This is a genomic window from Streptomyces sp. NPDC058653, from assembly GCF_042716895.1.
In the GTDB taxonomy this organism is placed as follows: Bacteria; Actinomycetota; Actinomycetes; order Streptomycetales; family Streptomycetaceae; genus Streptomyces.
The window spans coordinates 1-24437 of record NZ_JBHXRM010000009.1; the positions used below are offsets into that span (position 1 = coordinate 1).

Genomic DNA, 24437 nt, shown 5'->3' on the forward strand with positions numbered 1-24437 from the left:
CCGCGGCTGTTCTTGCCCGCGCCGGGGGGCGCGGGGGGGGGGTTGGGGGGGGGTCCCCGGCCGGGCGGGGCCGCGGCGGGGGCCCCCCCCCCCGGGGGGGCCCCCCCGCTCCGTTCACCGGCTCCCGGAAGCCCGGGGGCGGTCTCCCTCAGGAGTCCGGGGGCGGCCTCCGCGGGAGGCCCAGCGCGCCGTCCACACAGCCGGCCGTCCAGTCGTCGTTCGTCCGCACGCCGTCGGTCTCCGCGTGCTCCCCGCACTCGGAGGTGGCCGCCCCGGTGTCGGTCGCGTCCGCTCCGCCCAGATGCCCGGCCGGGCCCTTGTCGCGGCCGAAGGTGTAGCCGTCCGCGTAGCCGGGGCCGGCGCCCCGGTCCCGGAGGGCGAGGGCCGCGCCCAGCACGGTGAGCAGGACGAGCAGCGGCAGCAGCGAACGCCGGAGGGACCTCACCCGGGGACGATCCGGCCGGTCACCTCGCCGAGGCCCACGCGGGTGCCGTCCGGGCCCGGGGCCCAGGCGGTGAGAGCGACCTCGTCGCCGTCCTCCAGGAACGTCCGCTTGCCGTCGGCCAGTTCGATCGGCTCGGTGCCGTTCCAGCTCAGCTCGATGAGGGAGCCGCACTGGTCGCGCTCGGGGCCGCTGACGGTGCCGGAGCCGTACAGATCGCCCGTACGGAGCGAGGCGCCGTTCACGGTCATATGGGCCAGCTGCTGCGCCGCGGTCCAGTACATGCCCGCGAAGGGCGGTTCCGAGAGCACCTGGCCGTTGAGGGTGACCGTGATCCGCAGGTCGAAGCCGCCGGGCACCTCCTCGTCCGCGTCGTCGAGATAGGGCAGCAGCGGATGCGTACGGGGCGGGGGAGCGACCCGCGCGGCGTCCAGGGCCTCCAGAGGCGTCACCCAGGCCGAGACGGACGTGGCGAAGGACTTGCCGAGGAACGGCCCCAGGGGCACGTTCTCCCAGCCCTGGATGTCCCGCGCGGACCAGTCGTTGAGCAGCGAGAGACCGAAGACGTGGTCGTCGAAGGCGGCCAGCTCCACGGAGCGGCCCATCGCCGAGGGGGCGCCGACGACGAAGCCGACCTCCGTCTCGATGTCGAGCCGGACCGAAGGACCGAAGACGGGGGCGGCGTCTGCCGGTCCCTTGCGCTGCCCGGACGGGCGCACGATGTCGGTACCGGAGACGACGACCGTGCCCGCGCGGCCGTGGTAACCGATCGGCAGATGTTTCCAGTTCGGGGTCAGCGGCTCGCCGTCGGGCCGGAAGATCCGGCCCAGGTTGGTGGCGTGGTTCTCGCTGGCGTAGAAGTCGACCCAGTCGGCGACCTCGTACGGCAGATGCATCGTCACCGAGCCGAGCGGGTGCAGCAGCGGCTCTATGTCGGGCCGGTGGGCGGGCACGGTGACCCAGGCGGTGAGCGCGCGGCGCACATCGCGCCAGGCCGTGCGTCCGGCGGCCATCAGGGGGTTGAGGGACGGCTGGTCGAGCAGCGCGGCGTACGGGGAGCCCAGCGCGTGCGCGGCTGCTCCCGCGTCGAGCACATGGCCGCCGACGCGGACCCCGAGCCGGCGCCGCTCGGGCCGGTCGGCCGTGCTGAAGACGCCGTAGGGGAGGTTGTGCGGACCGAAGGGGTCGCCCTCGGCCACTTCGAGCGGGCTCTGCTCGGGCATGGGTGCTGCCTCGCTTTCCGGATCGATGCGGGACACGTTACGTCGGTGTTGCCCAGCGGCGGCAGTGGTGAAAAGCGCGCAATGACCGAAAGAGCCGGAGTACGGCGGGGAGTTAGGGGAACCTACCGGCGGTAGCCCGAACGGGCAGGGGGTGCGGGCATAAGGGGTCAGTTCGGGTCGTATTTACTGATCACGAACATACGGGTGGAGCCGGGAAGGCGCCCATGGTGATCGAAACTCGACCGGATACGCTGACTTGAATGACAGCAGCGACACATCGACAATCCATGTGATCGTCAGCAGACAGGAGTACCCCTCGTGACCGTCGTCGGGCCGTTCGGGCTGAGCGTGCGGGACCCGGCTCTTGAAGCCGATGTCCTGAGCGGATTGTCGGCCGTGGAGGCGGGTCTCCTCGAAGCCACCAAGAGCGAGGTCCCTTTCATCACGGAAGCGGCGCAGCACCTGGTGCGCGCCGGAGGCAAGCGGTTCCGGCCGCTGGTCGTGATGCTGGCGGCCCAGTTCGGCGACCCGTACGCCCCGGGGATCGTCCCGGCGGCCGTCGTCGTCGAGCTGACCCACCTGGCGACGCTCTACCACGACGACGTGATGGACGAGGCGGACGTACGCCGGGGTGTCGACAGCGCCAACAGCCGCTGGGGCAACTCCGTCGCCGTCCTCACCGGTGACTTCCTCTTCGCGCGCGCCTCGCACATCCTGGCCGACCTCGGCCCCGAGGCCGTACGGATCCAGGCCGAGGCGTTCGAGCGGCTGGTGACCGGCCAGATCCTGGAGACCGCCGGTCCCCGCGACGGGCGCGACCCGGTCAGCCACTACCTCGACGTGCTCGCCGGCAAGACCGGCGCCCTGTTCGCCGTGTCGGGCCGCTTCGGCGCCCTGACGTCCGGCGCCGACGAGACGGTCATCGACACCCTCACGCAGTACGGTGAGCGGCTCGGCGTCGCCTTCCAGCTCGCCGACGACGTCCTCGACATCGCCAGCGACTCCCACGAGTCCGGCAAGACCCCGGGCACCGACCTCCGCGAGGGCATCCCCACGCTGCCGGTGCTGCTGCTGCGGGCCCAGGCGGAGGCGCACGGCCGCCCGGAGGACATCGAGCTGGTCGAACTCCTGGACGGCGACCTCACCGACGACGCCCGGCACACGGAGGTGCTGCACAGGCTGCGCGCCCACCCGGCGCTGGAGCAGGCGCGGCGGGACACCGTCCGGTACGCCGAGGAGGCGCGTACGGCGCTCGCGCCGCTGCCCGAGTGCTACGCGAAGTCCGCGCTGCTTGAGCTGTGCGACGCGGTCGTCCACCGGGCGGGCTGAGTACGCCTGTTGACGCCCCCGACGCCCGTCCGGCCGTCCCCTACTGGTTGGGGGAGCCGGACGGTCCGGCTGTCATCCCAGAGCAGTACGCGAGGTTGCGCCCGCGGGCTGACGCTTCCGATTAGCCGATTTGGTCTTATGGAGAACACCACCCCGGACCAATTCGAGTGAGAATGGCGGCAAGGGGTGGACGAGTGTGAAGGACGGAAGCCGCCGACCACGGAGGTAGGGCACACATGGCACCGAACGACAGCGCACAGATCACCGGCGGGACCGACGAGGCCGAGGACCTTCCGGCGGGCAGTCGCAGAGCGGCGCGCTATGTGGTCCCGGTCGCGGTGGCCGGAGTGGCCGCGGCGACCATCGGACTCGTCCCCGCGCTCGCCGCGTCGGGCGACCCGGACCTGCCGAAGATCACCGCGGCGCAGCTGATCGAGAAGATGGCGGCGTCCGACACGGAGCGGCTGTCCGGCACGGTCAAGATCACCACCGACCTCGGCATCCCGTCGCTCGGCGGCCTCGGCGGTTCGGCCGCCGGAGCGCTCGCGCCGAAGGGCGGGGCCGACAACGGCAAGGACGGCGGTTCGGCCGCGGAGCCCACCGGCAAGCTGATGGAACTGGCCTCCGGGGAGCACACCCTGCGCGTGGCCACCGACGGCCCCGACAAGCAGCGCCTGTCGATCCTGGACAGCGCCGCCGAGTACAGCCTGATCCACAACGCCGGCGAGGTCTGGGCGTACGACAGCTCCTCCAACGAGGCGTACCACGCCAAGGCTCCGGCCGGCGCGGCGAAGGGCGTGGAGAAGGGCAAGAACGGCGCGCACGGCAAGGACCAGGCCGTTCCGAAGGACCTGCCCGCCACGCCGCAGGACTTCGCGCGGGAGGCCCTGAAAGCCTCCGGCGACACGACCTCGGTGACGGTGGACGGCACGGCGCGGATCGCGGGCCGTGACGCCTACCAGCTGGTGATCAAGCCCAAGCAGGCCGGTTCGACGGTCGGCTCCGTCAAGGTGGCGGTCGACTCCAAGACCGGTACGCCGCTGAAGTTCACGCTCCTGCCGAGCAGCGGTGGCAAGGCCGTGATCGACGTCGGCTTCACCAAGGTCGACTTCTCCCGGCCGTCCGCGTCCACCTTCGACTTCACGCCCCCCAAGGGCGCGAAGGTGACGGAGGCGGACGGGCCGAAGGCGGCCGGCGGCGACCTGGCGCACAAGGCGCCCAAGGACGCCAAGGACCTCGGGTCGGAGCCGAACGTGATCGGCGAGGGCTGGACCACGGTGGTCCAGCTCGACACCGGTGCCAAGGCCCCGGCCGCCGCGTCCAAGGACATGCCGGCCGAGGCCCGGCAGTTCATGGACGCGCTCGGCGACAAGGCCGAGGGCAAGTTCGGTTCGGGCACGGTCTTCAAGACGCGCCTGGTGAACGCGCTGATGACGGACGACGGCAAGGTCTTCGTCGGAGCGGTCACCAAGGACACGCTGGTGAAGGCCGCCAACGAGGCGAAGTAGCGCGAAGCGGGACGGCGCCGGGCGCTGCCGCGGTGTGACGCCGCGGGGGCTCCCGGCACCGCGCACGGATGGGCCGCCCCGTCGTACGCTCCGTACGGCGGGGCGGACCGCTGTCCGCGCGCCGGCGTCGGCCGGGCGGCCGGCGGGACCGGAGGGACCGGTCGGGAAGGGAAGGGCGAGGGATGAGCGTCGTCATAGAGACACGCGGGCTCACCAAGCGCTACCGGGGCGGGCAGCTCGCCGTCGACCGTCTCGACCTCGCCGTGCCGGCCGGCAGCGTCTTCGGCTTCCTCGGCCCCAACGGCTCGGGGAAGACCACCACCATCCGGATGCTGATGGGCCTGATCGAACCGACCGCGGGCACGGCCTCGGTCCTCGGCCGGGCCATGCCGCGCGCCGCCAGGGCCGTACTGCCGCAGGTCGGCGCGTTGATCGAAGGACCCGCGCTGTACGGGTACTTGAACGGCCGCGACAATCTCCTGCGGTACGACTCCGCCGACCCGACGGCCGACCCGCGCACCCGGCGGGCCCGGGTGGCCGAGGCGCTGGAGAGGGTCGGGCTCACGGCCGCGGGCGGCAAGAAGGCGAAGGCGTACTCGCTCGGTATGAAGCAGCGGCTCGGGCTCGCCGCCGCGCTGCTCCAGCCGCGCAGGCTCCTGGTGCTCGACGAGCCGACCAACGGCCTCGACCCGCAGGGCATGCGCGAGATCAGGGCGCTCGTGCGGGAGCTCGCCGGGGAGGGTACGACGGTCTTCCTCTCCTCCCATCTGCTGGACGAGATCGAACAGGTGTGCACGCATGCCGCCGTGATGGCACGCGGGCGGCTGCTGACCCAGGGCACGGTCGCCGAGCTGGCGGCCGGCACCCGGGGGCGGCTCGCGGTCACGACGCCGGATCCGGCGGACGCGGCCCGGGTGCTGAAGGAGCTGGGCGTCACCGACGTGACGGTCGCCGGGGACCGGGTGAGCGGGGAGCTCGCCGTCTCCGACGAGGGGGAGCCGGCCGATCCGGCGGAGCTGAACGCGGCGCTCGTACGGGCGGGAGTGCGCGTAAGGGCCTTCGGGGTCGAACGGGCCTCGCTGGAGGACGCGTTCGTGGCACTGACCGGGGAGGGATTCGATGTCGCCGGCTGAGGTAGTGGATTCGGACGGCGGCCCGAAGAGCGGTCCGGGGGGTGGTCCGGAGGCCGCGGGTACCGCGCCGGGGGCCGGGAGGCGTTCCCTCTCGCCCCTCTGGACGCTCGGGCTCTTCCGCTCCGAGCTGACCACGACCTTCCGCCGCTGGCGCACGCTCGCGCTGCTGGGCGTGCTGGCAGCCGTACCGGTCCTGATCGGGATCGCGATCAAGATCGAGACGAGCGACGGGGGCTCGGTCGGCGGCGGTGGCGGGCCGGAGGGCGGAGCGGGCCCGGCCTTCCTCACGCAGATCACCAACAACGGGCTGTTCCTGGTCTTCGCCGCGCTCGCCGCGACGCTGCCCGTCTTCCTCCCGATGGCCGTCGGCGTCATCGCCGGCGACGCGGTCGCGGGCGAGGCGAACGGCGGCACGCTGCGCTATCTGCTGGTCGCGCCGGCCGGCCGGACGCGGCTGCTGCTGGCCAAGTACGCGGCGACGCTGGTGTTCTGTCTGGCCGCGACCCTGGCGGTGGCGGTCTCCGCGCTGATCGTGGGCGCGCTGCTCTTCCCGCTCGGCGACGTCACGACCATCTCGGGCACCAGCATCTCGTTCGCCGACGGGCTCGTGAGGGCGGTGCTGATCGCGCTCGTCGTGGCCGCGTCACTGATCGGACTCGCGGCCCTCGGGCTCTTCGTCTCGACCCTCACCAACAGCGGGATCGCGGCCATGGCCACGACGGTGGGGCTGGTGATCACGGTGCAGATCCTGGACACGATCCCGCAGCTGCACGGGATCCATCCGTATCTCTTCCCGCACTACTGGCTGTCCTTCGCCGATCTGCTCCGCGAGCCGTTCTACTGGGACGACGTGCTGAGGAATCTCGGTCTCCAGGGTGTGTACGCGGCCGTGTTCGGCTCGGCGGCCTGGGCGCGTTTCACGGCGAAGGACATCAGTGCGTGAGGGCGCCGCCTGATCCGGTCCGAGCCGGGCCGGGCCGAACGACAGACCTCCGAGGTTGTCGTTCGACCCGGGCCGGGCGGGCCCGGGGGCCGGGCCGCGCCCGGCCCGCCGGGTCAGGCGCCCGTCAGGCTCCCAGCTCCCAGATGGCGTAGGCGACCGCGTCGCTGTTGCGGTTGAGCGCGGTGTCGTTGATGTTCGCCGTCGTGTCGCAGGACGAGTGGTAGCAGCGGTCGAAGGCCTGCCCCGCCGTGCCGCCCCACTTCTGCGCCTGGGCGGTGGACTTCGCACGCCCGGCGCCGGTGAAGAGGCCGCCGACCGGTACGCCGATGCTCATGAAGGAGGCGTGGTCCGAGCGGCCGTCGCCCTCGGTCTCGATCTCCGTCGGGACGCCGAGTCCGGCGAAGTACGTCTTGAAGGTCTGCTCGATGGTCGGGTCGTCGTCGTAGACGAAGTAGCCGGCGTTCGGCGAGCCGATCATGTCGAAGTTCAGATAGCCGTCGAGCTTCGCGCGCTCGGCGGACGGCAGGTTGTTCGTGTAGTAGCGGGAGCCGACCAGCCCCAGCTCCTCCGCGCCCCACCAGCCGAACCGCAGATGCTTCGTGGGCTGGAGCCCCGCTCTGGACACCGCGAGCGCGGTCTCCAGTACGGCGGCGGAGCCGGACCCGTTGTCGTTGATCCCGGCGCCCGAGGTCACCGAGTCGAGGTGGGCACCGGCCATCAGGACCTGGTTGGGGTCGCCGCCGGGCCAGTCGGCTATCAGGTTGTAGCCGACGCGTCCGCCGGAGGTGAACTGCTGTACGGAGGTGGTGAACCCGGCCGCGTCCAGCTTCCCCTTCAGATAGTTGACCGACGCCAGATAGCCGGGGCGGCCGTGGGCGCGGTTGCCGCCGTTGGCGGCGGCTATGGAGGAGAGCTGGGTGAGATGCGCCTTGACGTTGGTCAGCGATATGTCGGGGGCGGCGAGGACGGTGGCGGGCGCCGTCGTGGTGGACGCCGTCGTGGTGGCGGCGGGTGACGCGGTCGCGGCGGGAACGCCGGACGCGAGCAGCCCGCCGATCGCGAGCGCGCCGACGAGGACGGAACGCGCGGGAACGGAGAACGTGGAGAGCTTCATGTGGGGGCTCCGGATTCCGTACGGGGACTGACGGAAGTGGTGCGGATGCGTGCTGATGGTCGACGTGTGCCTGAGGCAGCGTCAAGAGCGGGAATCGGACACGCGTGTTCGCACTCCGGATACTTATGCTGCTGACATGCGACCCACCCTGTTCACCGCCGCCCTCCCCGGCCCCGGACGTCTGAGCACCATGGCCAAACCTCGGGGAGCCGACTGGCTGGAGGACGAGATGCGGGCCCTGCGCGACGCGGGCGTCGACGTCCTGGTCTGTGCCCTGACTCCGGCCGAGCGCGAGGAACTGGGCCTGTCCGACGAGGAACAGGCGGCCGAGGCGGCCGGGCTGCGCTTCGTCTCCCTGCCGATCCCCGACCGCACCACCCCCGACCTGGCCGCCGTCCTGCCGGCGCTGCGCGAGCTGACCGGCCGACTCGCGGGCGGCGCGCATGTGGTGACCCACTGCCGGGCCGGCATAGGGCGGGCGTCCCTGCTGGCGGCGGCTCTCCTGATTCTGGGCGGGACCGAGCCCGATGACGCGTGGGAGGCCATCGAAAAGGCCCGCGGTCTCGCGGTTCCGGACACCGCGGAGCAGCGGGCGTGGACGCTGGGGCTGCGACCGGCGTGACCCCGCTCGCTGATTCGCGTGCCCCCCATTGACTGTTCGTCCGCCGGGTACGGAGCCGATGCCCGCCGGTCGCCCGAGCCGCGCAAGGTGGTCCCGGCGTGCGGGCCGGTCGGGCCGGTGGCGGGCTTCCGGAGCCGGAGCCACGTAACCGCTTATACTGGTTACATGGCAGGTCGTGCGACGAATTCGCCCGGGATGGTCCTCCGGACCCCCGAGGGGCGCCCCTACCGCTTCGACCCGGGCGCCCTCTGCCTGGAGCTGCTGGTGACGGGCGGCCCCGGGGCGCTCACGCGGGACGAGGCGCTGGACGGGCCCGCCGCGCTGGTCCGTTGGGCGGGGGAGAGCCGGCTCGCGTCCGGTCTTGAGCCGCTGCTCTCGGTGGACGGGACGGACGTACGGGCCGCCCGCGCCCTGCGGGACGCCATACTGCGGATCACCGCCGACCGCGCGGGTGGCCACCGCTTCGACCGCCCCGCCGACGCCTCCGACCTCGCCACCCTCAACGCGGCGGCGGCAGAAGCGCCCCTCGTCGCCCGGATGGGCCCTGACGGGGCACGGGAGTGGGCGCCGGGGGCTACGGGGGCGCAATTGCTGTCCACGGTCGCACGGGACGCCGTGGACCTCTTCACGGGGCCGTACGCGGACCGTATCCGCGAATGCGGCACGCCCAACTGCTACCTGCTCTTCGTCGACACCTCGCGGCCGGGCCGCAGACGCTGGTGCGCGATGGAGCGGTGCGGGAATCTCCACAAGGTCCGCGCCCATCGCGCCCGGCGCGGTGAGGGCGCGGACTGACGGCCCCGAGAGGTGCGATACGGGTCGCACGGACGGGGCCCGAAGTGCCCTCCGCGGCCACGGGCGTTGACGGGGGGCCCGCACCGCGCCCCCGCCGCCGCCTCCGCCGCCACACGGTCCTCGTACTCCTCCCGCGCCGCCGCGGTCTCGTTCTGGTGCTCCTCGGTCCAGACCACCGGCGCGTCGATCGTCGTGTGCAGCGTCGACGCCGTTCGGCTCGGCGCTCGGTATCTCGGCGGTGACGGCCGTCCACGGTCTCGCGTCCACGACAGGCGGGGCGGGGGAGCTGGGTGCCGCGCGGCCTCACTCCCCGGCCGACGCGCCCGTACCGGCTCTCCCGGCGGCCGTCACGCCGTCCGCGGACCGAGCGGGTACGGCCGCCGCCCCGGGCACAACCGCCCCGGGCACAACCGCCTCGGGCACAACCGCCTGCGCCTCCGCACCCGCCCGCCGCAGCGCCTCGGCCTTCGCCCTCGTACGCCGGGACGTCCGCAGCGCGTCCCACGTCAGAATCGTCAGCGCCGCCCACACCAGCGCGAAGCCGGCCCACCGTTCGGCGGGCATCGCCTCGTGGAAGTACAGAATCCCCAGCAGGAACTGGAACACCGGCGCCAGATACTGCAACAGCCCCAGCGTCGACAGCGGCACCCGTATCGCCGCCGCCCCGAAGCAGACCAGCGGCACGGCGGTCACCACACCGGTGGCCGCCAGCAGCGCGGCGTGCCCCGCCCCCTCCGGTCCGAACGTGGCGTCACCCGAGCCCCCGAGCCAGATCAGATAGCCGAGCGCGGGCAGGAACAGGATCACGGTCTCGGCGGCCAGCGACTCCAGTCCGCCGATGTTGACCTTCTTCTTCACCAGGCCGTACGTCGCGAAGGAGAAGGCCAGCGTCAGAGAGATCCAGGGCGGCTGCCCGTATCCGATCGCCAGCACCAGTACGGCGACGAGACCGACCGCGACCGCCGTCCACTGGGCGGGCCGCAGCCGCTCCTTGAGGAGCAGGACCCCCATCGCGATGGTGACGAGGGGGTTGATGAAGTAGCCGAGGGACGCCTCGACGACATGGCCGTTGTTGACCGACCAGATGTACAGGCCCCAGTTGACGCTGATCACGGTCGCGGCCACCACCAGCAGGCGGATCTTCCGGGGCCGGCCGAGCAGCTCCCGTACCCAGGCCCAGCGCCGTACGACAAGCAGCGCGATCGCGACGACGGCCAGCGACCAGACCATCCGGTGGGCCAGGATCTCGACCGCGCCCGAGGGCTTGAGCAGCGGCCAGAAGAGGGGGACCAGACCCCACATGCCGTAGGCGCCGATCCCGTACAGCAGTCCCGCGCGCTGTTCCCCGTCCGACTTCACTGGCCCTCCCGAACCGCACACGTCAGTTCGACGACGGTAGCGCCGGGCGGGCCGGGCTGTCATGTCCGTATCGACATACGGTCATGACAGCCCGGTCGCCCGGAACACCGGCGGGCCATATGACGGGGCCCGGGTCTCGTGGAGGACGAGATCCGGGCCCCGGGATGTACGGACGCGTCTGCCGGGTCAGCCGACCACGGTCCAGGTGTCGTTGCCCGCGAGCAGCTGCGACAGGTCGCCCTTGCCGTTCTGCTCGACGGCCGCGTCGAGCTGATCGCTCATCAGCGTGTCGTAGACCGGCCGCTTCACACTGCGCAGCACACCGATCGGCGTGTGGTGCAGCGTGTCCGGGTCGGCGAGACGCGAGAGCGCGAACGCCGTGGTCGGGCTGGTGGCGTGCGCGTCGTGCACCAGGATCTGGTGTTCGTTGTCCGCCGTCACCGGTACGACGACGAGATCGCCGGTCGCCGGGTCCCGTACGACTCCCTTGGAGTTGTCGGCCCCGAACCGGATCGGCTCGCCGTGCTCCAGGCGGATGACCGCCTCCAGCGCCCGGTCCTTGTCCTTCAGCGCCTCGAAGGCACCGTCGTTGAAGATGTTGCAGTTCTGGTAGATCTCCACCAGCGCCGTGCCCGGGTGGTCGGCCGCCTGGCGCAGCACGCTCGTGAGGTGCTTGCGGTCGGAGTCGACGGTCCGGGCCACGAAGGACGCCTCCGCGCCGATCGCCAGCGACACCGGGTTGAAGGGCGAGTCCAGCGAGCCCATCGGCGTTGACTTGGTGATCTTGCCGACCTCGGAGGTGGGCGAGTACTGCCCCTTCGTCAGCCCGTAGATCCGGTTGTTGAAGAGCAGGATCTTGAGGTTGACGTTGCGCCGCAGCGCGTGGATGAGGTGGTTGCCGCCGATGGACAGCGCGTCCCCGTCACCCGTGACGACCCAGACGGACAGATCACGGCGCGAGGTCGCGAGCCCGGTGGCGATGGCCGGCGCGCGTCCGTGGATGGAGTGCATGCCGTAGGTGTTCATGTAGTACGGGAAGCGGCTGGAGCAGCCGATCCCCGACACGAACACGATGTTCTCCTTGGCCAGCCCGAGGTCCGGCATGAAGCCCTGCACGGCGGCCAGCACGGCGTAGTCACCGCAGCCGGGGCACCAGCGGACCTCCTGGTCGGACTTGAAGTCCTTCATGGACTGCTTGGCCTCGGCCTTGGGCACGAGGGAAAGCAGCTCGTTGACCTCAGGCATCGATGGCCTCCTTGAGAGCCGTGGCGAGCTGTTCGGCCTTGAACGGCATGCCGTTGACCTGGTTGTAGGAGTGCGCGTCGATGAGGTACTTCGCCCGGAGCAGCGTCGCGAGCTGACCCAGGTTCATCTCCGGCACCACGACCTTGTCGTAACGCTTCAGCACATCGCCCAGATTCCTCGGGAACGGGTTGATGTGACGCAGATGCGCCTGCGCGATCGGGTGGCCGTTGGTGCGCAGCCGGCGGACGGCGGCGGTGATGGGGCCGTACGTGGAGCCCCAGCCGAGCACCAGCGTGCGCGCGCCGTCCGGGTCGTCCACGACGAGGTCCGGCACCGCGATGCCGTCGATCTTGGCCTGCCGGGTGCGGACCATGAAGTCGTGGTTGGCCGGGTCGTAGGAGATGTTGCCCGTGCCGTCCTGCTTCTCGATGCCGCCGATGCGGTGTTCGAGACCGGGGGTGCCCGGCACGGCCCACGGGCGGGCCAGGGTCTGCGGGTCACGCTTGTACGGCCAGAACACGTCGGTGCCGTCGGGCAGTTGGTGGTTGGGCGCCGTGGTGAACCGCACCGCCAGATCCGGCAGTTCGTCCGCCTCGGGGATGCGCCAGGGCTCGGAGCCGTTGGCGAGATAGCCGTCGGAGAGCAGGAAGACCGGGGTGCGGTACGTGACCGCGATCCGGGCCGCCTCGATGGCCGCGTCGAAGCAGTCGGCCGGTGTCCGCGGGGCGACGATCGGCACCGGCGCCTCGCCGTTGCGCCCGTACATCGCCTGGAGCAGGTCGGCCTGTTCGGTCTTGGTCGGCAGACCGGTCGAGGGTCCGCCGCGCTGGATCGCCACCACCAGCAGGGGCAGCTCCAGCGAGACCGCCAGACCGATCGTCTCCGACTTCAGGGCCACGCCGGGCCCCGAGGTGGTCGTCACCGCGAGGGAACCGCCGAAGGAGGCGCCGAGCGCCGCGCCGATGGCGGCGATCTCGTCCTCCGCCTGGAAGGTGCGGACGCCGAAGTTCTTGTGCCGCGACAGCTCGTGGAGGATGTCGGAGGCCGGCGTGATCGGGTACGAGCCGAGGTAGAGCGGCAGATCGGCCTGGTGGGAGGCGGCGATCAGGCCGTACGACAGGGCCAGGTTCCCGGAGATGTTGCGGTACGTGCCGGTCGGGAACGCCTTGGTGGCGGGGGCGACCTCGTAGGAGACGGCGAAGTCCTCGGTGGTCTCGCCGAAGTTCCAGCCCGCCCGGAAGGCCGCCACGTTCGCCTCGGCGATGTTCGGCTTCTTGGCGAACTTGGTCCGCAGGAACTGCTCGGTGCTCTCGGTCGGACGGTGGTACATCCACGAGAGCAGACCCAGCGCGAACATGTTCTTCGACCGCTCGGCCTCCTTGCGGGAGAGCCCGAAGTCCTTCAGCGCCTCGATCGTCAGCGTCGTCAGCGGCACCGGGTGGAGCTGGTACGCCTCCAGCGAGCCGTCCTCCAGGGGCGAGGTGGTGTAACCGACCTTCGCCATGGGGCGCTTGGTGAACTCGTCGGTGTTGACGATGATGTCGGCGCCGCGCGGCACATCGCCGATGTTCGCCTTGAGCGCGGCCGGGTTCATCGCGACCAGCACGTTCGGCGCGTCGCCGGGGGTCAGGATGTCGTGGTCGGCGAAGTGCAGCTGGAACGAGGACACGCCCGGCAGGGTGCCCGCGGGCGCGCGGATCTCGGCGGGGAAGTTCGGCAGTGTCGACAGGTCGTTCCCGAACGACGCCGTCTCCGAGGTGAACCGGTCACCCGTCAGCTGCATGCCGTCACCGGAGTCACCCGCGAAACGGATGATCACCCGGTCCAGACGGCGGACTTCCTTCGAACCGGACGCGCCGGGCACGCCGTGCGGGGGCTGATCGCCGACGACGGACTCACTCGTGTCGTCAGCCCCGTCGGCCTGCTCGGCTGGGCTACTGACCTGGCTGGTCACTGAACTGGACCTCCCTCGAGGCGGCTGCTTGGGCTGACCGGTACGACCGGTACACCCAGGGGCCACCCTACGTCGGTAAGGGTCGCCTTCCCTGGACCGCTCGTATGGTGGACGTCGATCTGAGACGCTTCGATGTGGCAATTTGCCATGTTTTCTCCGCCCCCGAGGGCTCTGTGTTCATCCCTGTCTGTGCCGATTTGAACTCAGTCTTTTGGACTAGGACCCCTTAGCTGCCCCTGACATGCCCGGAGCCACCGGCGCCACCGCGCCCGGTCACGAGTTGAGATACGTCAGGACCGCCAGCACCCGGCGGTGATCTCCGTCACTCGGCGACAGGCCGAGCTTCTGGAAGATGTTGCTGACGTGCTTCTCCACCGCGCCGTCGCTCACGACCAGCTGCCTGGCGATCGCCGAGTTCGTCCGCCCCTCCGCCATCAGCCCGAGGACCTCGCGCTCCCGGGGGGTCAGACCCACGAGCACGTCCTGCTTACGACTGCGGCCGAGCAACTGTGCCACCACCTCGGGGTCGAGCGCCGTGCCGCCCCTCGCCACCCGTACGACCGCGTCCACGAACTCGCGGACCTCGGCCACCCGGTCCTTGAGCAGATAACCGACGCCCCGGCTGCTGCCGGCGAGCAGCTCGGTCGCGTACTGCTCCTCCACATACTGGGACAGCACCAGCACACCGATGCCCGGATGGTCCCTGCGCAGCTGTACCGCCGCCCGGACACCCTCGTCGGTGTGCGTCGGCGGCATCCGTACGTCGGCCACCACCACGTCCGGCGCCGCGCCCTCACGGGCCAGGTCGCCGACGGTCTTGATCAGCGCCTCACCGTCCCCGACACCGGCGACGACGTCATGCCCGAGATCGGTCAGCAGCCGGGTCAGGCCCTCCCGCAGGAGCACCGAATCCTCGGCGATGACCACTCGTACCCTGTCCTCCACGACCGTGCCGCCCCCAAGTCGATGTGCGTACGCGCTCCGCGTCCGCCCTGCGGTTCCCAGCATCCCAGTATTCGTATCGGCGTGCGTCCACTGGCCGGGAACAGACCAAAGCGAGAGACGTGACTCCGGCGCACCCGGTCGAGGCCGCGGACGCGACTCCGGCGCACCGGACGATGTCCGGTGCGCCGTGGCCGCGTCTGTGTGTCGCCTGTGATCGGTGTCCCACGTCTCTCGTGCCGTACGGTGCCTCGTACGGCCCCCGGTGTCCCGGCGGGCCGTCGTGGCTCATTTACGCCAGGGCAGCTCCGCCGTCACCGTCGTCGGCCCGCCGACCGGCGAGTCCACGACGAGGATTCCGTCGACCGAGTCGAGCCGCTCCGCGAGCCCGGCCAGGCCGGTGCCCGCCGAGGTGTTCGCGCCGCCCCGGCCGTCGTCCGCGACCTGGAGCATCAGCCGGTCCTGCATCCGCCACACGTCGACCGACGCGCGCCCGGCCCCGCTGTGCTTGCTGACGTTCTGGAGGAGTTCCGAGACGGTGAAGTAGGCGATGCCCTCGATGGCCGCCGCCGGGCGCTGGTCCAGGTCCACCTCCACCTGCACCGGCACGGTGCAGCGGGAGGCGACGGAGGAGAGCGCGGCGTCCAGGCCCCGGTCGGTGAGAACGGCCGGGTGGATGCCCCGCGCCAGATCGCGCAGCTCCTGGAGGGCGACCTTCACCTCGCCGTGCGCCTCGTCGACCATCCGCGCCGCCGCCTCCGGGTCGTTCAGCAGCTTCTCCTTCGCCAGACCCAGGTCCATGGCCAGCGCCACCAGCCGGGCCTGCGCCCCGTCGTGGAGGTCGCGCTCGATACGGCGCAGGTCGGCGGCGGCCGTGTCGACCACGACACCCCGGTCCGACTCCAGCTCGGAGACCCGCTCGGCCAGCTTGGACGGGCCGAGCAGACCGGCGACCAGCACCCGGTCCACCCCGGTCAGTCCACGGATCAGCCAGGGCGAGGCGAGGACGAGGACCAGACCGACGACGCTCGTGGCGGCGGTCTCGAACGGGGTGTCCAGGTAGAAGTCGTTGGTGCCGTCGCTGAAGAGCGCGATGCCGTCCTGGTCCGTGTACTCGGGGAAGACCCACTGCCACAGCGGATAGAGGAAGAGGCTCCAGCCGGTGGCCATGACGGTCACGGACGTGACGAAGGAGAACAGCGCCCACGGGAAGTGCAGGAAGCCGTAGAGCAGATGCCGCCAGGACACGCCGCTCTTGAGGACCGCGCCGACCCAGGACATCAGACCTGACTTCTTCCCCCGGATGGGCAGCGGGCTCGGGGTCTCCAGTCCGAGCAGGGCCCGCGCCCTCATCCGCTCGACGGCGCCGAGGCCCCGGCAGCCGACGAGCGCGGCGGCCAGCAGCGGGATTCCGATGAAGGTCACGAGGAGGCCCGCGCTGAGCGAGACCGTTGTCACGACGTAGACGAAGAAGAGGATGCCCATCGGGAGGTTGAGAAGGAGATAGGCGAACTCCTTCCACGCCCGGCCCGAGAACGGAGCGCGCAGTGCCGGGTGGAGGGTGTGGCGCTGTGCCGGTGTCCGCGTGCCGTAATCCGTGGCCATCGAGTCGTCCGTTCTGCGAGCGGGGCGGTCGTGCTTCCTGTAGTAGCTCCATGCTCATCCGCCGGGCGGGGCCGCACCATGAGGGCGGTTACCGTCTTCGCCCTGGGGTTTTCCCCACCTTCGGGGGTGCGGTTTCAGGGCCTCCGGGTGGATGGCGGGCCGGCGGGTGGAGGCGTACGGGACGGCTCCGGCGCCCCCGCGCGCGGCGCGTCCCCGCGCCCGTACGGCACCGCCCCCGCTCACTCGCGGGCCGGCTCGCGCTCCCGCCAGGGAAGCTCCGCCGTGACGATCGTCGGGCCCCCTTCCGGCGAGTCCAGCACGAAGAGACCGTCGACCGCCCCCAGGCGCTCCGCCAGCCCCGCCATGCCCGTCCCGCCGTCCAGCCGGGCGCCCCCGCGCCCGTTGTCCTCGACCTGGATGAGCAGCCGGTCCTCCGCGCGCCACACCTCGACGCCGGCCATGCTCGCCCCGCTGTGCTTGCTGACGTTCTGAAGCAGCTCCGAGACGGTGAAGTAGGCGATGCCCTCGATGGCCGCCGCCGGGCGCTGGTCCAGCTCGACCTCGACCTTGACCGGGACCGTGCAGCGGGAGGCGACGGAGGAGAGGGCCGCGTCCAGACCCCGGTCGGTGAGAACGGCCGGGTGGATGCCCCGCGCCAGGTCCCGCAGCTCCTGGAGCGCCAGCTTCACCTCGCCGTGCGCCTCGTCGACCATGCTCGCCGCCGTCTCGGGGTCCTCCAGCAGTTTCTCCTTCGCGAGGCCGAGTCCCATCGCCAGCGCCACCAGCCGGGCCTGCGCCCCGTCGTGGAGGTCGCGCTCGATACGGCGCAGGTCGGCGGCGGCCGTGTCGACCACGACGCCCCGGTCCGACTCCAGCTCCGCGATCCGGCTCTCCAGCTCGTCGGAGGGCGAGAGCAGCCCGCGCACCATGGCCCGGTCGACGTTGGTGAGACCGCGCGCGATGAAGGGCAGCACCGGCCACAGGACGAACAGGCTCACCGTCGTGATCGTGAAGGTCAGGATCCCCCAGGGCAGCCGGATGAACTCGTACAGCGTGGTCCGCCAGGCCACCGGGTCCTTCAGCCCGGTCCACAGCCAGGAGAAGAACCCCTCGCTGCCGCGGTCCCGCCGCTCCCGGCGCCGCCGCCCACGGAGCGGGCTCGGCTCGTCGATGCGCACCCCCAGCAGGGCGCGCGCCCGCGCGCGCTCCGCCTTGCCCAGCAGCCGCGCCCCGGACAGACCGAGGGCGAGCCAGGGCAGGCCGATCACGGTGACGGAGAGAAAGGCGCCGGTGGGGACGACGAACACGACATAGACGAAGCCGGCGATCGAGACCGGCAGATTGGCGAGGAGATGGGCGATCTCCTTCCATGTGTGCCGGTTGAAGGCGAAACGCGGCGGCGGTCGCCGTTCGTCGTCGGGAAGGCTGTTACGGGCGGTCATAAGGCCCTAGCCTGCACGTCCGCGGGGGCGCACGCCATGGGGTGGCTGGGGGAGCGGTGGTGGGGATAACCCCACCACCCGGCCGGCACCCGCCGCGCAGCCGCCCGACCAGCGCCTCGGCCGAAGCGTGTGGGGCCCACGCATGACCCGGACATGACTGATGCGCGACCGACTGCTTACGGTCCCTTTAGCAGGGCCTAGACTCCCGTGCGTACAGATCAGCGACCAGGATCCAAGAACAGACCGATCGGCGGAACGAGGGGCGGGTGACGCACGTGCCGGAACCGCGCGCTCTCGCGTCGGACTACTTCCAGAGCTACTCGGTTGTCGGACTGCTCGCGGTCGTCGGCGTCCTCTTCGTCGCCGTGGCCTTCGGGGCGGGCAGACTGCTGCGGCCGGTGGTACCGACGCCGGAGAAGCTGCTCACGTACGAATGCGGAGTCGACCCGGTGGGCGAGGGCTGGGCACACACCCAGGTCCGCTACTACGTCTACGCCTTCCTCTACGTCATCTTCGCCGTCGACTCGATCTTCCTCTTCCCGTGGGCCACGGTCTTCGCGGCCCCGGGGTACGGCGCGACGACGCTCGTCGAGATGTTCGTCTTCCTCGGCTTCCTGGCCGTAGGACTTCTCTACGCATGGAAGAAGGGCGTCCTGGAATGGACGTGACCCCCGCCGCCGGTGCGACCGCCGCCGGGTCCGCCCCGGCCACCGCCGCCCCGGTCGACCTGCCCGACCCCCAGCGCCTGGGCGTGCTTTCCCGGCTGGCGCCCCAGCCGATGAAGGTGGTCCTCAACTGGGGCCGCCGCTACAGCCTCTGGGTCTTCAACTTCGGACTCGCCTGCTGCGCCATCGAGTTCATCGCCGCCTCGATGGCCAGACACGACTTCATCAGGCTCGGTGTCATCCCCCTCGCGCCGGGCCCGCGCCAGGCGGACCTGATGGTCGTGTCCGGCACGGTGACGGACAAGATGGCACCGGCCGTGAAACGGCTCTTCGAGCAGATGCCCGAGCCCAAGTACGTGATCTCCTTCGGCGCCTGCTCCAACTGCGGTGGCCCGTACTGGGACTCGTACTCCGTCACGAAGGGCGTCGACCAGATCATCCCGGTCGACGTCTACGTACCGGGCTGCCCGCCGCGCCCCGAGGCCCTCCTCCAGGGAATCCTCAAGCTCCAGGAGAAGATCTCCCGGGAGTCGCTGGGTGAGCGTTACGGCTCCGGGAGCCACCGGCCCAGCACCGCCGCGCTGCGCAGCGGACTGATCGCGGCCCCGCCCACGCCGGGGGAGAGCACCTGATGACTTCGGACGCGCACCACGCGTACGAGGGCCTGCCCGGCACCGTCGCCGAGATCTTCGGCGCGGACGCCACGGCCGAGCGCGCGTACGACCTCCTGACGGTCGACGTCCCCGCCGCCTCCTGGCCGGCCGCCCTCGAAACCGCCCGGTCCACCCTTGGCTGCACCTACTTCGACTGGCTGAGCGCCGTCGACGAACCGGGCACCGGCTTCCGCGTCGGCGCGCATGTCGCCTCGCTCGAACGCGGCGCCGTACGGCGGCTGTTGGTCCGTACGACCGTTCCGCACGAGGCCCCGGTACTGCCCACCGCCATCGGGATCTACGCGGGCGCGGAGTGGCACGAGCGCGAGACGTACGAGATGTTCGGCATCACCTTCACCGACCACCCCAACCTGGTGCACCTGCTGCTGCCCGAGACCTTCGAAGGACACCCGCTGCGCAAGGACTTCGTCCTGGCGGCCCGGGTCGCGAAGGCCTGGCCGGGCGCGAAGGAACCGGGGGAGTCCGCGCCGGGGCACGCGGGGCCCAAGCGCCGCCAGATGCTGCCGCCCGGCGTACCGGACCCGAACGACTGGGGGCCGCTCAAGGGCCAACTGCCCCCGGCCCCCGCCCGGCCCGCCCGCACGCCCCGCGCCGCCGGGGACCGCCCGGTCCGCCGCGCCCGGAGCGTCACGGAGGGCTCCACGAGCCAGCAGCGCCCGACGTCCGGGGCGACGCCCGAAGGGGCGCCCGCGCCCGCGCCGAAGGCCGCGCCCGCGCCCTGGCACGACCCGCGCCCGGCCTTCGACGACCCGGCGACGGACACGACGGAGCCCGGGCCGCGGAAGCCGGACCCCTCCAAACCGGAGCCGGAGCAGCCCGATCCGGCGAAGCCCCGGCCCGACTCCGAGCGCCCCGGAGGAGACGCGTGAACGACGTGCTCGACGTCGCCATTCGGCTGGTCATCGTCTTCGCCGCCTTCCTCCTGCTGCCCCTGATCGTCGGACAGACCGAGCACAAGGTCATGGCCCATATGCAGGGCCGACTCGGCCCCATGTACGTCGGCGGATTCCACGGCTGGGCCCAACTCGTCGCCGACGGCGTGAAGTTCGCGCAGAAGGAGGACATCGTCCCGGCCGCCGCCGACCGGCGGATCTTCCAGCTCGCCCCGGCCGTCGCCCTGCTGCCCTACCTCCTCGTCCTGGTCGTGATCCCGATCGGTCCCCAGGAGGGCGCGGTCGGCGAGGTCGTCGACGCGGGTATCTTCTTCGTCCTCGCCGTGATGGGCGTCGGCGTGCTCGGTTCGCTGATGGCGGGCTGGGCCTCGGCCAACAAGTTCTCCCTCCTCGGCGGTCTGCGCACCGCCGCCCAACTGCTCGCGTACGAACTGCCCATGCTGCTCACGGCCGCCTCCGTCGCGATGGCGGCCGGCACCGTGTCGCTGCCGGGCATCCTCGACGCCTTCGAGTGGTGGTGGGTGCCCTGGCAGATCGTCGGCGCCCTCGTCTTCTTCGTCGCCGGTCTCGCCGAACTCCAGCGCCCTCCCTTCGACATGCCGGTCGCCGACTCCGAGATCATCTTCGGCGCCTACACCGAGTACACGGGTCTGCGGTTCGCGCTGTTCCTGCTCGCCGAGTACGCGGGCATCGTCGTCCTCTGCGGACTGACCACCGTCCTGTTCCTCGGCGGCTGGCACAGCCCGTTCGGCGGTGACGATCTCGGCTGGCTCTGGACCCTCCTCAAGACGTTCGTCCTCGCCTTCGTCGTCATCTGGCTGCGCGTCAGCTATCCGCGGCTGCGCGAGGACCAGCTCCAGAAGCTCGCGTGGACCGTGCTCATCCCGCTCGCCCTCGCCCAGATCGCCCTCACCGGCATCGTCAAGGTGGTGATCCAGTAAGTGGCTCCGATCCCCGGTAGCGGCCTGGCCAAGGGGCTGGCCGTCACCCTCCGTACGATGACCAGGAAGTCCGTCACCGCGCGATACCCGGACACCCAGCCCGAACTCCCGCCCCGCAGCCGGGGCGTGATCGGACTGTTCGAGGAGAACTGCACGGTCTGCATGCTCTGCGCCCGCGAGTGCCCCGACTGGTGCATCTACATCGACTCCCACAAGGAGACGCTTCCGGCCGCCGCCCCCGGCGGGCGCGAGCGCAGCCGGAACGTCCTCGACCGGTTCGCCATCGACTTCTCCCTCTGCATGTACTGCGGTATCTGTATCGAGGTCTGCCCCTTCGACGCGCTGTTCTGGTCACCGGAGTTCGAGTACGCGGAGACGGACATCCTGGAACTCACCCACGAGCGCGACAAGCTTCGCGAGTGGATGTGGACCGTGCCGGCCCCGCCCGCCCTCGACCCGGCCGCCGAGGAGCCGAAGGAGATCGCCGCCGCCCGCAAGACGGCCGACAAGCTCGCGGCGGCGGAGGCCGCCGCACGGGCGGCCACCACGTCCGCGTCCCAGGAGCGGGAGGACGGCGAGTGACCCCTCTCGCAGCCGCCCACCCCGGCTTCCTCTCCCCGACCGGTGTGGAGATCGCCTTCGTCCTCGTCGGGCTCCTCACCCTCGGCGCGGCCGTCATCACCGTCACGACCAAGCAGCTGGTGCACGCGGCTCTCTGGCTGGTCGTGGCGCTGGGCGGCCTGGCCGTCGAATACCTGCTGCTGACGGCCGAGTTCATCGCCTGGGTACAGGTCCTGATCTATGTCGGCTCCGTCGTCGTCCTCCTCCTCTTCGGGCTGATGCTGACCAAGGCGCCCATCGGCCGTTCCCCGGACGCGGATTCGGAGAACCGGTGGGTCGCGCTCGCGGTGGCCACCACCGCCGCCGTCGCGCTCGTGTGGGTGGTCGTCGACGCGTTCCGTACGACCTGGATCGAGCTGGACGGTCCCGCGCAGGGGTCGACCGAGGTCTCCGGACAGTTCCTCTTCCGGCACTGGGTCCTGCCCTTCGAAGCACTCTCCGTCCTTCTGCTCGCCGCGCTGATCGGCGCGATCGTCCTGTCCCGCAAGAGCGACGCCGCTCGCGGAGCCGACACCGGCCGGGGCCCCCGCGGCACCGGCGGCCCGCGCGGCACCCGCGGTCCCCGCACTCCCCGCGGCAAGGAGCAGCGCTGATGCATCTCGCCTATCCCGCCGTGCTCGCGGCGCTGCTGTTCTGCACCGGTCTGTACGGGGTGCTCGCCCGCCGCAACGCGATCCTCGTCCTCATGTCCGTCGAGCTGATGCTCAACGCCGTCAATCTGAACCTCGTCGCCTTCGACGTCTGGCTCCGCGACACCCTGCACGCCGGCCAGGCACTCACCCTCTTCGTGATCGCCGTCGCCGCCGCCGAGATCGGCATCGGCCTGGCGATCGTCCTGATGGTCCACCGCGCCCGCGGCACCGCCGACGTCGACCGCCTCCGCGACAGCGTCGAGAGCGACGCCACCGACCGGGCCGCCGAGGAAGCGGTGGCCGGCTCCGCCGAGGCCGACGCCCGGGCAGAGAAGGCCGAGGCCACCGCGTGACCACGACCACCCTCGCCGTCCTCGTCCCCCTCCTGCCGTTCCTCGGCGCGGTCGCCGGACTGCTCCTCGGCCGTACGGCCCCCGGATTCGTCCGGCCGCTGGCCGTACTGCCGCCGCTCGCCGCCGCCGTACTCGCCGCGTTCGTCGCCGTCCGCCAGAGCGCCGGGCACGGACCCGGCGCACCCCTCGACGCGGCGACGCGGCTCACGCCCACCGGCTCGGTACCGATCGACCTCGCGCTGCACATCGACGGCTTCGCCGCCCTCGTCGCGATCCTCGTCGGCGCCGTCGCGACGTGCGTGCAGATCTACTCGACGAGCTATCTGCGCGACGACCCGCGCTACCCCTCGTACGCCGCCCTGGTCTCCCTCTTCACCTCCGCGATGCTGCTGGTCGTCTACTCCGGCGACCTGATGGTGCTCCTGGTCGGCTGGGAGATCATGGGCATCTGCTCGTACTTCCTCGTCGGCCACTACTGGGAGACGCCCGAGGCGCGCGCCGCCTCCCTGAAGGCCTTCCTGGTCACCAAGCTCGGCGATGTCCCCTTCCTGCTCGGTCTGTTCGCGCTCGCCGTCGACACCGGGACGTTCCGGATCACCGGCGTCCTCGACGCCGTCGCGAACGACGGGCTCGACCACCCCACCCTGATCGCGCTGCTGCTGATCGCCGGTGTCGCGGGCAAGTCGGCCCAATTCCCGCTGCACACCTGGCTGCCCGACGCCATGGCCGGCCCCACCCCCGTCTCCGCGCTGATCCACGCCGCGACGATGGTCGCCGCCGGTGTCTACTTCGTGGCCCGTCTCCTCCCCGTCTTCGCCGCCTCGGCGGCGGCCCTCGGCGTACTCGCCGTACTGGCGGCGATCACCATGGTCGGCTCGGCGCTCGCCGCCCTCGCGCAGGACGACATCAAACGCGTCCTCGCCTACTCGACCATCGGCCAACTCGGCTACATGACCGGCGCGCTGGCAGTCGGCGACCGTGGCGCGGCCGTCTTCCACCTCATCTCGCACGGTGCCTTCAAGGCGCTCCTCTTCCTCGGCGCCGGCGTGATCATCCACGCCGCCGGCACCAACTCGCTCGCGGCCATGTCCCGGATGGGCGGCCTCGCCAAACGCGTCCCCGACGCCTACTGGACGATGACGATCGCGCTGCTCGCGCTCGCCGCCATCCCGCCCTTCGCCGGCTTCTTCTCCAAGGAAGCCGTCCTCGTCGCCGCCGAGCACACGGCCTTCGGCGACTCCGACATCGCACCCGCCGCAGCGGGCTGGACCGTGCTGGTCGCCGGTCTGCTCACCGCCCTCCTCACCGCCGCCTACGCGACGCGCCTGTGGCTCCTCGCCTTCCGGGGCCGGGGCGTCGAAGCCGCCGACCACGGCGGACAGCCCCTCGCGATGAACACCGTCCTGTGGGTGCTCGCCGTCCCCTCCCTCGCCTTCGGCCTGACCGTCGGCGTCATCGCCCCCTGGCTGGACACCGAGAGCCTCGCCCCGACCGTCACCACCTCCGTCCTCGGCACGGGAGTGGCGCTCGTCGGCGGACTGGTCACCTACGGCGCGTGGAGCCACACCACGGCGCTCGCCGCCCGCACCCCGATGGGCGCCGTCGCCGCGCACCCGGACGCCGAGCCCGCCCTCTCCGAGGCCGAGGCCATCGCCAGCCACGCCCCCGTCTACGGGAACATCGCCTCGGCCCCCGACCCCGCCGACCCCGGCCGGCTCCTGCTGGGCAGGCTCCACGGCCACGCCGCCGCCGGCTTCCACCTGGACGCCCTCTACCGCGTGATGTTCCAACGCCCGGTCCAGGCCGCGGCCACACTGGTCCGCTTCCTCGACCGCGAGGTCGTCGACACCTACGTACGCGGAGCGGGCACCGGCACCCGCTGGCTCGGCATCGCCGTACGCGGCGCGCAGACCGGCAACGTCCAGACCTACCTGGGTGCCCTGCTCGCCGGAACGGTCGTCCTGGCCATCGCCGCCGTACTCGTCGCAGCCGGAGCGTGAGC

General features: G+C 71.5%; 22 protein-coding genes and 1 pseudogene. 14 read left to right on the plus strand and 9 right to left on the minus strand.

Annotation, left to right across the window (positions count from 1 at the left end):
* Nucleotides 1–148: 148 nt before the first annotated feature.
* Together ACFWU9_RS10335 and fahA are read right to left on the minus strand one after the other, a co-directional pair.
* Nucleotides 149–445 (minus strand): hypothetical protein, encoded by a 297-nt coding sequence (locus ACFWU9_RS10335; protein ID WP_384316327.1) that lies wholly within the window; start codon nt 443–445, stop codon nt 149–151.
* Nucleotides 442–1665, minus strand: a complete 1224-nt coding sequence (fahA, locus tag ACFWU9_RS10340) for a fumarylacetoacetase (protein ID WP_384316329.1) — start codon at nt 1663–1665, stop codon at nt 442–444. Before fahA ends, ACFWU9_RS10335 begins: the two co-directional genes overlap by 4 nt.
* 318 nt (nt 1666–1983) lie before the next feature.
* On the opposite strand from fahA, the gene ACFWU9_RS10345 reads away from it, so the two are divergent.
* From ACFWU9_RS10345 to ACFWU9_RS10360, 4 genes are all read left to right on the plus strand, one after another.
* A complete protein-coding gene (locus ACFWU9_RS10345; protein ID WP_384316331.1) occupies nt 1984–2994 on the plus strand; it encodes a polyprenyl synthetase family protein in 1011 nt (336 codons plus the stop codon).
* 236 nt (nt 2995–3230) lie between these two features.
* Nucleotides 3231–4502, plus strand: coding sequence for an outer membrane lipoprotein carrier protein LolA (locus ACFWU9_RS10350; protein WP_384316333.1), 1272 nt, complete (start codon nt 3231–3233; stop codon nt 4500–4502).
* Between the two features lie 182 nt (nt 4503–4684).
* Nucleotides 4685–5635, plus strand: a complete 951-nt coding sequence (locus ACFWU9_RS10355) for an ATP-binding cassette domain-containing protein (RefSeq protein ID WP_384316335.1) — start codon at nt 4685–4687, stop codon at nt 5633–5635.
* Complete coding sequence (locus ACFWU9_RS10360; RefSeq protein ID WP_384316337.1) at nt 5622–6578, plus strand: ABC transporter permease; 957 nt, start codon at nt 5622–5624, stop codon at nt 6576–6578. Before ACFWU9_RS10355 ends, ACFWU9_RS10360 begins: the two co-directional genes overlap by 14 nt.
* 127 nt (nt 6579–6705) lie before the next feature.
* On the opposite strand, the pseudogene ACFWU9_RS10365 reads toward ACFWU9_RS10360, so the two are convergent.
* Nucleotides 6706–7692, minus strand: a pseudogene (locus ACFWU9_RS10365) (M28 family metallopeptidase); the annotation flags it as partial.
* 136 nt (nt 7693–7828) lie between these two features.
* Between ACFWU9_RS10365 and ACFWU9_RS10370 the strand changes: the two are divergent.
* Both ACFWU9_RS10370 and ACFWU9_RS10375 read left to right on the plus strand, forming a co-directional pair.
* Nucleotides 7829–8314, plus strand: coding sequence for a tyrosine protein phosphatase (locus tag ACFWU9_RS10370; protein ID WP_384316339.1), 486 nt, complete (start codon nt 7829–7831; stop codon nt 8312–8314).
* A 165-nt stretch (nt 8315–8479) separates the two neighbouring features.
* Nucleotides 8480–9109, plus strand: a complete 630-nt coding sequence (locus tag ACFWU9_RS10375; RefSeq protein WP_384316341.1) for a CGNR zinc finger domain-containing protein — start codon at nt 8480–8482, stop codon at nt 9107–9109.
* Nucleotides 9110–9412: 303 nt separating this feature from the next.
* Here ACFWU9_RS10375 and rarD read toward each other — a convergent pair whose 3' ends face one another.
* From rarD to ACFWU9_RS10405, 6 genes are all read right to left on the minus strand, one after another.
* Nucleotides 9413–10468 (minus strand): EamA family transporter RarD, encoded by a 1056-nt coding sequence (gene rarD, locus ACFWU9_RS10380; protein ID WP_384316343.1) that lies wholly within the window; start codon nt 10466–10468, stop codon nt 9413–9415.
* Nucleotides 10469–10654: 186 nt separating this feature from the next.
* Nucleotides 10655–11713 carry a 2-oxoacid:ferredoxin oxidoreductase subunit beta gene (locus ACFWU9_RS10385; protein WP_189107702.1) on the minus strand — a complete coding sequence of 353 codons (1059 nt, stop codon included), beginning with the start codon at nt 11711–11713 and terminating at the stop codon, nt 10655–10657.
* On the minus strand, nt 11706–13667 hold the full coding sequence (locus tag ACFWU9_RS10390) for a 2-oxoacid:acceptor oxidoreductase subunit alpha (protein ID WP_384316346.1): 1962 nt from the start codon (nt 13665–13667) through the stop codon (nt 11706–11708). Before ACFWU9_RS10390 ends, ACFWU9_RS10385 begins: the two co-directional genes overlap by 8 nt.
* Nucleotides 13668–13940: 273 nt before the next feature.
* The gene (locus tag ACFWU9_RS10395; RefSeq protein ID WP_384316591.1) at nt 13941–14612 is read right to left on the minus strand and encodes a LuxR C-terminal-related transcriptional regulator; all 672 of its coding nucleotides are present in this window, start codon (nt 14610–14612) and stop codon (nt 13941–13943) included.
* 285 nt (nt 14613–14897) lie between these two features.
* Entirely contained in the window at nt 14898–16214 is a 1317-nt protein-coding gene (locus ACFWU9_RS10400) for a sensor histidine kinase (RefSeq protein ID WP_384316348.1), read from the minus strand.
* A gap of 239 nt (nt 16215–16453) precedes the next feature.
* The gene (locus tag ACFWU9_RS10405; RefSeq protein ID WP_384316350.1) at nt 16454–17656 is read right to left on the minus strand and encodes a sensor histidine kinase; all 1203 of its coding nucleotides are present in this window, start codon (nt 17654–17656) and stop codon (nt 16454–16456) included.
* A gap of 266 nt (nt 17657–17922) precedes the next feature.
* Between ACFWU9_RS10405 and ACFWU9_RS10410 the strand changes: the two genes are divergently transcribed.
* Genes ACFWU9_RS10410 through ACFWU9_RS10445 form a run of 8 tightly spaced genes read left to right on the plus strand, consistent with a single transcriptional unit; the run spans nt 17923 to nt 24435 of the window.
* Nucleotides 17923–18324, plus strand: a complete 402-nt coding sequence (locus ACFWU9_RS10410; protein ID WP_384316352.1) for an NADH-quinone oxidoreductase subunit A — start codon at nt 17923–17925, stop codon at nt 18322–18324.
* Nucleotides 18315–18953 (plus strand): NADH-quinone oxidoreductase subunit B, encoded by a 639-nt coding sequence (locus ACFWU9_RS10415; protein ID WP_384316354.1) that lies wholly within the window; start codon nt 18315–18317, stop codon nt 18951–18953. Before ACFWU9_RS10410 ends, ACFWU9_RS10415 begins: the two co-directional genes overlap by 10 nt.
* On the plus strand, nt 18953–19864 hold the full coding sequence (locus tag ACFWU9_RS10420) for an NADH-quinone oxidoreductase subunit C (protein WP_384316356.1): 912 nt from the start codon (nt 18953–18955) through the stop codon (nt 19862–19864). Before ACFWU9_RS10415 ends, ACFWU9_RS10420 begins: the two co-directional genes overlap by 1 nt.
* A complete protein-coding gene (locus ACFWU9_RS10425; protein WP_384316358.1) occupies nt 19861–20829 on the plus strand; it encodes an NADH-quinone oxidoreductase subunit H in 969 nt (322 codons plus the stop codon). Before ACFWU9_RS10420 ends, ACFWU9_RS10425 begins: the two co-directional genes overlap by 4 nt.
* Complete coding sequence (locus tag ACFWU9_RS10430; RefSeq protein ID WP_384316360.1) at nt 20830–21411, plus strand: NuoI/complex I 23 kDa subunit family protein; 582 nt, start codon at nt 20830–20832, stop codon at nt 21409–21411.
* Complete coding sequence (locus ACFWU9_RS10435; RefSeq protein ID WP_384316362.1) at nt 21408–22043, plus strand: NADH-quinone oxidoreductase subunit J; 636 nt, start codon at nt 21408–21410, stop codon at nt 22041–22043. Before ACFWU9_RS10430 ends, ACFWU9_RS10435 begins: the two co-directional genes overlap by 4 nt.
* Nucleotides 22043–22435: an NADH-quinone oxidoreductase subunit NuoK gene (gene nuoK, locus ACFWU9_RS10440; protein WP_384316364.1), complete on the plus strand. Its 393-nt coding sequence runs from the start codon at nt 22043–22045 to the stop codon at nt 22433–22435. The genes ACFWU9_RS10435 and nuoK overlap by 1 nt, the downstream gene beginning before the upstream one ends.
* Nucleotides 22432–24435 carry an NADH-quinone oxidoreductase subunit L gene (locus tag ACFWU9_RS10445; RefSeq protein WP_384316366.1) on the plus strand — a complete coding sequence of 668 codons (2004 nt, stop codon included), beginning with the start codon at nt 22432–22434 and terminating at the stop codon, nt 24433–24435. Before nuoK ends, ACFWU9_RS10445 begins: the two co-directional genes overlap by 4 nt.
* Nucleotides 24436–24437 lie beyond the last annotated feature (2 nt).